Source organism: Neoroseomonas soli (assembly GCF_018129065.1).
GTDB classification, from domain to species: domain Bacteria; phylum Pseudomonadota; class Alphaproteobacteria; order Acetobacterales; family Acetobacteraceae; genus Neoroseomonas; species Neoroseomonas soli.
Genome location: NZ_JAAEDM010000151.1, coordinates 1 through 5,690, shown reverse-complemented (window position 1 = coordinate 5,690; position 5,690 = coordinate 1). Strand labels below are relative to the sequence as shown.

Sequence of the window (5,690 nt, the reverse complement as noted above, 5' to 3'; positions counted from 1 at the left end):
GACCGCACCGCCGGGCCCGGCCTCGACCGGCAGCCCGCCGGGCATCGGCAGCAGGGACAGCGCCGCAGCGGCCAGCGGCAGCCCAGCCACCAATCCGCCCAGCCGCGCCGCCACCGAGCCGAGGCCGCGATGCGTCGCCAGCCGGAAGGCCCAGGCGAGCAGCGCCAGGCCCGGCAGCGCCCCGGCGAATCCGAAGCCCTGCAGCAGGATGTCGGAGATGATGGCGCCCGCCGGCCCGGCCAGGTTCCGCACCGGTCGGTCGGTCGCGGTGTTCAGCGAAGGATCTGCCGGATCGTGGCTGCCCAGCGCCACCAGCAGCGCCACGCCGGCCAGCGCCACCAGCAACCCGAGCATCTCCATCATCCGCCGCCGCAGCACGGCCCGCACCGCCGCGGAGGCGAAGCGCCCGCCCCCGCCGGCGGCACGGGTGGGGCTGCGCGAATCATCGGTCAGGGCGGCGCGGGTCATGTCCTGGGCGTGTCTTGAGGTCCGGTCGCAATGCTACACGGGAAGCAACTGGTATGCATTGCTTTCGCGCCGGGCAAGGGTGCCCGGGCGGATCCGCGTGTCCACCGCGCCACGCGGCGCCGGGCGCGCGGCCGCCACGGCCCGGCACCACTGCGCTGCGCTGGATCAAGGACAGGGCGGTGACGCCACCGCTTCAATCCTGCCGTCGTCGGCCCGCGCCTGCCTGGAAGGCCTCCGCCGACGCGGAAGGGAGCCGACCGATGAGCTGCAATGTGGGTAGCACCGACAGGGCGCTGCGTATCGTCGCCGGGCTGGTCATCCTGGCGCTGGGCGTGGCGGGGCCGCTCGGATGGTGGGGCCTGGTCGGCCTCCTGCCGCTGGCGACCGGGCTGTGGCGGTGGTGCCCGGCCTATTCCGTGCTCGGCATCCGCACCTGACCGGCGGGCCGGCGCGGCGCCGCGCGGCGGGGCCTCACGCCGCCGGCAGGAAGACGGGCGGCGGCGCCTCGCCCTCGGGGAAGGGAGCGATGCGGAGGCTCACCCCGGCGGGCGCGGCCTCCATCACGATGCGCAGGCCGCCCTGCGGGGGGGCGGCGGCGGCGGCTTCCCGCGCCAGACGCATGATGGTGGCCTGAAGTTCCTCGACCGGGATGGCGAGGCGGCGCAAGCGGGGCGGCGCCTCGATCTCCACCGGGCGGCCGGGGCCGAGCAGCAGCACCAACAGCGGGCGCAGCAGTTCCAGCACCTTGGGGCCGTCGGTGCCGCCATCCTGCGGCGGCGGGGCGGCGAGGGAGAGGTAGCCCTTGAACAGCGCCTCGAGCCGCGTGGCCGCTTCCCGCATCCGGTCGGCGCGCGCGCGGTCGCGATCGGTCGTGGCAACGCGCTGGAGGATCTCGACCGTGCCCGACAGCGCGGCGAAGAGGTTGTTCGCCTCGTGGCGGACAGGTCGGGCGAGGTCGTGGAGGTCGTCGGTCATGGCCTCGTTCGGATCTGAGGTCGGGGGGAAGAGAACTTCCCCCCGAACCCCCCAACCTTCTTTGATCCTTTGGCGCCGACTTCGGAAGACGGTCCCCAGGTGACAAAAAAGGGAGGGGGTGTGGGGGAGGTTCATCCTCCCCCGCCCTTCCTTACTCAACCCTGTCGCCCGCGCGCCGTTTCGAGGATCTCCCGGAACAGCCGCGCCGGCAGTCCGCCGCCGGCGACACCCTCCATCGGCGTCGCGTCGTCGTTGCCGAGCCAGACGCCCATGACCGTGCCGCCCGCCATCCCGATGAACCAGGCGTCGCGATTGTCCTGCGTCGTGCCGGTCTTCCCGGCGACCGCGAGCCCGGGCATCGCCGCCGCGCGGCCCGTGCCGCGCGCGACGGTCGCCACCATCATCCGTCGCATGGCCTCGGCCGTTTCGCGGGCGATGACGGGGGCGCGGGCGGGCGGCAGCCAGGCGATCGGGCGGCCTTCGGCGCGTGCCTCGGCCACGCCGGAGGGAGCGACGCGTTGGCCGCCATTGGCGAAGGGCGCATAGGCGACGACGAGGTCGAGCAGCGTCACCTCCGCCGTGCCGAGCGCGATCGAGGCGTCGCGCGGGAACGGCCCCGGCAGGCCCAGGCGCTGCGCGACGGCGGCGACCTGGCGTGGCCCGCCGGCGCGTTGGAGCACGCGCACCGCCGCGGTGTTCACCGAATGCGCCAGCGCGTCCTCGAGCGTGATTTCCCCGCGCGTGCGCCAGTTGCCGTTGCCCGGCGACCAGCCGCCGAGGCTGATCGGCGCGTCGGAGACGCCATCCTCCGGCCGCGCGCCCGCTTCCAGCGCGGCAAGATAGACGAAGGGCTTGAAGGCCGAGCCCGGCTGCCGCCGCGCCTGGGTCGCGCGGTTGAAGGGGCTGGTGCGGTAGTCCCGGCCGCCGACCATGGCGAGCACGGCGCCGCTCGCCGCCTCGATCGCCACGACCGCGCCCTGCGCAACCCCGGCGGCCCGGCCCGGCCCGGCGAGCAGCGCATCGAGCCGCGCCTCCGCCGCCGCCTGCAGGCGGGTATCGAGGGTGGTGCGCAGCAGCAGGTCCGCCGTGGGCGGTGCGCGATCGCCCAGGCCGTCCCGCACCCAGTCGGCGAACCAGCCGGCATCGCGGGACGGAGCGGGCGGAAAGCGCAGGCGTTCGGCTTCCTGCATCGCGGCGGCGGCGGGAATGGCGCCGGTCTCGGCCATCGCTTCCAGCACCTCGACGGCGCGGTGGACGGCGGCGGAAGGGTTCACGCGCGGATTGAAGCGTGAGGGCGCCTTGGGCAGCCCGGCCAGCACCGCCGCCTGGCCGACCGTCAGGCGCCGTGCCGGCACTCCGAAATAGAGCCTCGCCGCCGCATCCACGCCGAAGGTGCCGGCGCCGAGATAGACGCGGTTCAGGTAGATCGTCAGCAACTCGTTCTTGGTGAAGCGGTGCTCGAGCCAAAGGGCGAGCAGCGCCTCCTGCACCTTGCGCCGCAGGTTGCGCTCGGGCGTCAGGAAGAGGTTCTTGGCGAGCTGCTGCGTGAGCGTGGAGCCGCCCTGCACGATGCGCCCCGCGGTGACGTTCGCCACCAGCGCGCGCGCCACGCCGAGAAGGTCGAGCCCGTGATGCTCGCGGAAGCGGCGGTCCTCGATGGCGATGAAGGCGGCGGGGACGTGCGCGGGCAGGTCGGAGAGCCGCACCGTCTCCCCGTAGAGGTCCCCCGAGGTCGCGAGCAGCGCGCCGTCCGCGGCGACGAGCGTGACCGAGGGGCGGCGGGTGGCGCCGAGGGCTTCCTCCGGCCGCGGCAGGTCCCAGGCGAACCAGAACAGCGCCACGAAGCCGGCGAGCATGCCCCAGACGGCGAGGGCAACCGACCAGCGGAACAGGCGCGGCGCCAGGCGGCGCCGCGGTCGGGCGGGGGGTGCGGGTCGGGCAGGGGCGGCGGGGGGGACGCGCCGCACCCGCGGCGCGACGGCACGGGGCATCAGGGAGTGTCTATCATGGGAAGGTCGGGGGAGGGGAACCTCCCCCGAACCCCCTCCCTTCTTTGTCTTTTGGCGCCGAACCTCGGCGGTGGGGCACCAGGTGGCAAAGAAGGTTGAGGGGGGTCCGGGGGGAGAAGTTCCCTTCTCCCCCCGTCTTCACTTCTTGAGCACCGCCCTCACCACTTCCGCCACCCCTTGGTGCCGCGGCCCTTCGTCGAGCATCACGGTCCCTTCCAGCAGTTCCAGCACCTCAAGCCCCGCGAAGTGCCGTTCGACCAGCGCGCGGGACCACAGCAGCGCGCGATCCTTCGGCCCGCCGCTGCGGCGGCCTTCCTGCGCGGGCGTGAAGCATTCGAGCAGCAGCAGCCCGCCCGGCGCGAGCGCGCGGACCGCCTGCGCGCAGGCGATGGCGCGGTCTTCCGGCGGCAGGTGGACGAAGATCCAGGCGATGACGTCGAAGCGGGCCTCCGGCCAGTCCCAGCGCGAGAGGTCGGCGGTGACGGTTTCCAGCATCACGCCGTACCGCTGCGCGAGCGCCCGCGCCTTGGCGAGCCCGACCGCCGACCAGTCCACCGAGGTCGCGGCAAGACCCTGCCGCGCGAGCCAGACGCCGTTGCGTCCTTCCCCGTCGCCGACCGCAAGCGCGCGCATGCCGGGCTTCAGGCGATGCGCTTGCGACGGAAGGAACAGGTTCGGCGCCTCCCCGAACTGGAAGTCGCCGCCCGCATAGCGTTCGTCCCAGGCGAGGGAAGTGCTCATGCGGGCATCACCACCGGCTGCGGGTCGAGGAAGGTCTGGAACCAGGAGAGCGAGAAATGCAGGTGCGGGCCGGTCACGCGGCCGGTGGCGCCGGACAGTGCGATGCGCTCGCCCTTCGCGACGGCCTGGCCTTCCCGCACCTCGAAGGCCGAGAGATGCGCGTAGAGTGTGTTCACGCCATGCCCGTGGTCGATGACGACGAGGTTGCCGAAGAAGTGGAAGGAATCCGCGAGCGTCACGCGCCCGGCCGCGACGGCGAGCAGCGGCGTGCCCGTCGGCACCGCGAAGTCGAGCCCGTAATGCGGCTGCCGCGGCTGGCCGTTGAGGATGCGCCGGCTGCCATAGACGCCGGAGATGCGCCCCGTTGCGGGTGCGGCGAAGCCCTGCGCGAAGCCGGTGAGTGCCGAATCGACCGCACGCACGGTGGTGAGCTTTTCGCGCTCGCGCAGGATGCGTTGGAGCGTTTCCTCGTCGGGCGTCACCTGGGAGGGCGGCAGGCCGTTGATGCGCTGTTCTTGCCACTGGCGGCGCGCGATGGTCAGGCGCCGGTCCTCGCGGCGGTTGTCCGGATTGGTGACCGCGAGCGTCGCGCTCGCGCCATGGTCACGGCCGAACCCGAAGGCGAAGGCGCCATCCGGCGAGACGCGCAGCGAACGTCCTTCGAGCGAAAGGCGCGTGCCCGGCGCGGCACGGCCGACGACGAAGCCGCCCTGGGCGAGGCCGCGATCGGGGAAGGAGACGGCGGCGGCAGGGCGGGCGAGCAACAGGGCAGGCGCGGCCAGGACGGCACGGCGGGCAATCGTGGAGGGGCCTTGCCCCTCCACACCACCCCACCAAAGGCCGAAAGGCCTTTGGAAACCAATACTTAAGTGGTGATGTCCCGAGGCCTTTCGGCCTCTGGCGGGGAGGTCCGGAGGGGCGGCGCCCCTCCGGTCGTCGTTCATCGTCACAGCAAGGACCCTTGTTCCGGCGCCGGCCCCTTCCGCCTCGGCGCCGCGCCTTCGGCCTGCGCGCGCACATCGCCATCCGCGAAGGTCAGCCGCAGCGCCTGGCCCGGCGCAACGCGCGCGGCGGCCGTGACGGCATGGCCCTCGGCATCGCGCACCAGCGCGAAGCCGCGCGCGAGGACGGATTGGTAGGACGCGCTCTCCAGCCGCGCGGAAAATCCCTCCAGGACAGCGCGCTTCTGCCGGATCAGTGCCTGCACGGGGGCGGGCGAGAGTCGCGCCAGGGCAGGCGCCGCCGCGCGCGCGTCGCGCTGCCGGCCCCAGGCGGCGGAAAGCCGCAGCGACAGCGCCTGCACGGCGGCACGGCGCGCAAGGATGCCTTCCCGTGGGTGCGGCACGCGCAGCGCGGTGATCGACTGCCGCCGCGCCGCCAGCAGCGACACCAGCGCCCGCGGCAGCCGCTCCCCGATGTCGTCCAGCCGCTGGCGCGATTGCGCGAGACGCGCCGGCACGTCCGGCAGCCCACGTTCCGCGCGCAGCAGCCGCAGCC

General features: G+C 73.8%; 7 protein-coding genes. 1 reads left to right on the top strand and 6 read right to left on the bottom strand.

Features of this window, described 5'->3' with window-relative positions:
* On the bottom strand, positions 1–468 hold a 468-nt coding region (locus tag GXW76_RS24805), incomplete at its 3' end, for a DNA translocase FtsK 4TM domain-containing protein (RefSeq protein ID WP_211864818.1).
* 260 nt (positions 469–728) lie between these two features.
* On the opposite strand from GXW76_RS24805, the gene GXW76_RS24800 reads away from it, so the two are divergent.
* Positions 729–905: a YgaP family membrane protein gene (locus GXW76_RS24800; RefSeq protein WP_211864817.1), complete on the top strand. Its 177-nt coding sequence runs from the start codon at positions 729–731 to the stop codon at positions 903–905.
* Between the two features lie 34 nt (positions 906–939).
* Here GXW76_RS24800 and GXW76_RS24795 read toward each other — a convergent pair whose 3' ends face one another.
* The 5 genes from GXW76_RS24795 to GXW76_RS24775 form a co-directional block, all read right to left on the bottom strand.
* A complete protein-coding gene (locus GXW76_RS24795; protein ID WP_211864816.1) occupies positions 940–1,443 on the bottom strand; it encodes a hypothetical protein in 504 nt (167 codons plus the stop codon).
* Positions 1,444–1,598: 155 nt separating this feature from the next.
* Positions 1,599–3,434, bottom strand: a complete 1,836-nt coding sequence (locus tag GXW76_RS24790) for a transglycosylase domain-containing protein (RefSeq protein WP_211864815.1) — start codon at positions 3,432–3,434, stop codon at positions 1,599–1,601.
* A gap of 156 nt (positions 3,435–3,590) precedes the next feature.
* A complete protein-coding gene (locus GXW76_RS24785; protein ID WP_211864814.1) occupies positions 3,591–4,193 on the bottom strand; it encodes a class I SAM-dependent methyltransferase in 603 nt (200 codons plus the stop codon).
* A complete protein-coding gene (locus GXW76_RS24780) occupies positions 4,190–5,017 on the bottom strand; it encodes a M23 family metallopeptidase (RefSeq protein ID WP_338151038.1) in 828 nt (275 codons plus the stop codon). Before GXW76_RS24780 ends, GXW76_RS24785 begins: the two co-directional genes overlap by 4 nt.
* A gap of 122 nt (positions 5,018–5,139) precedes the next feature.
* The coding region (locus GXW76_RS24775; RefSeq protein WP_272876144.1) for an exodeoxyribonuclease VII large subunit at positions 5,140–5,690 on the bottom strand (551 nt) is incomplete at its 5' end.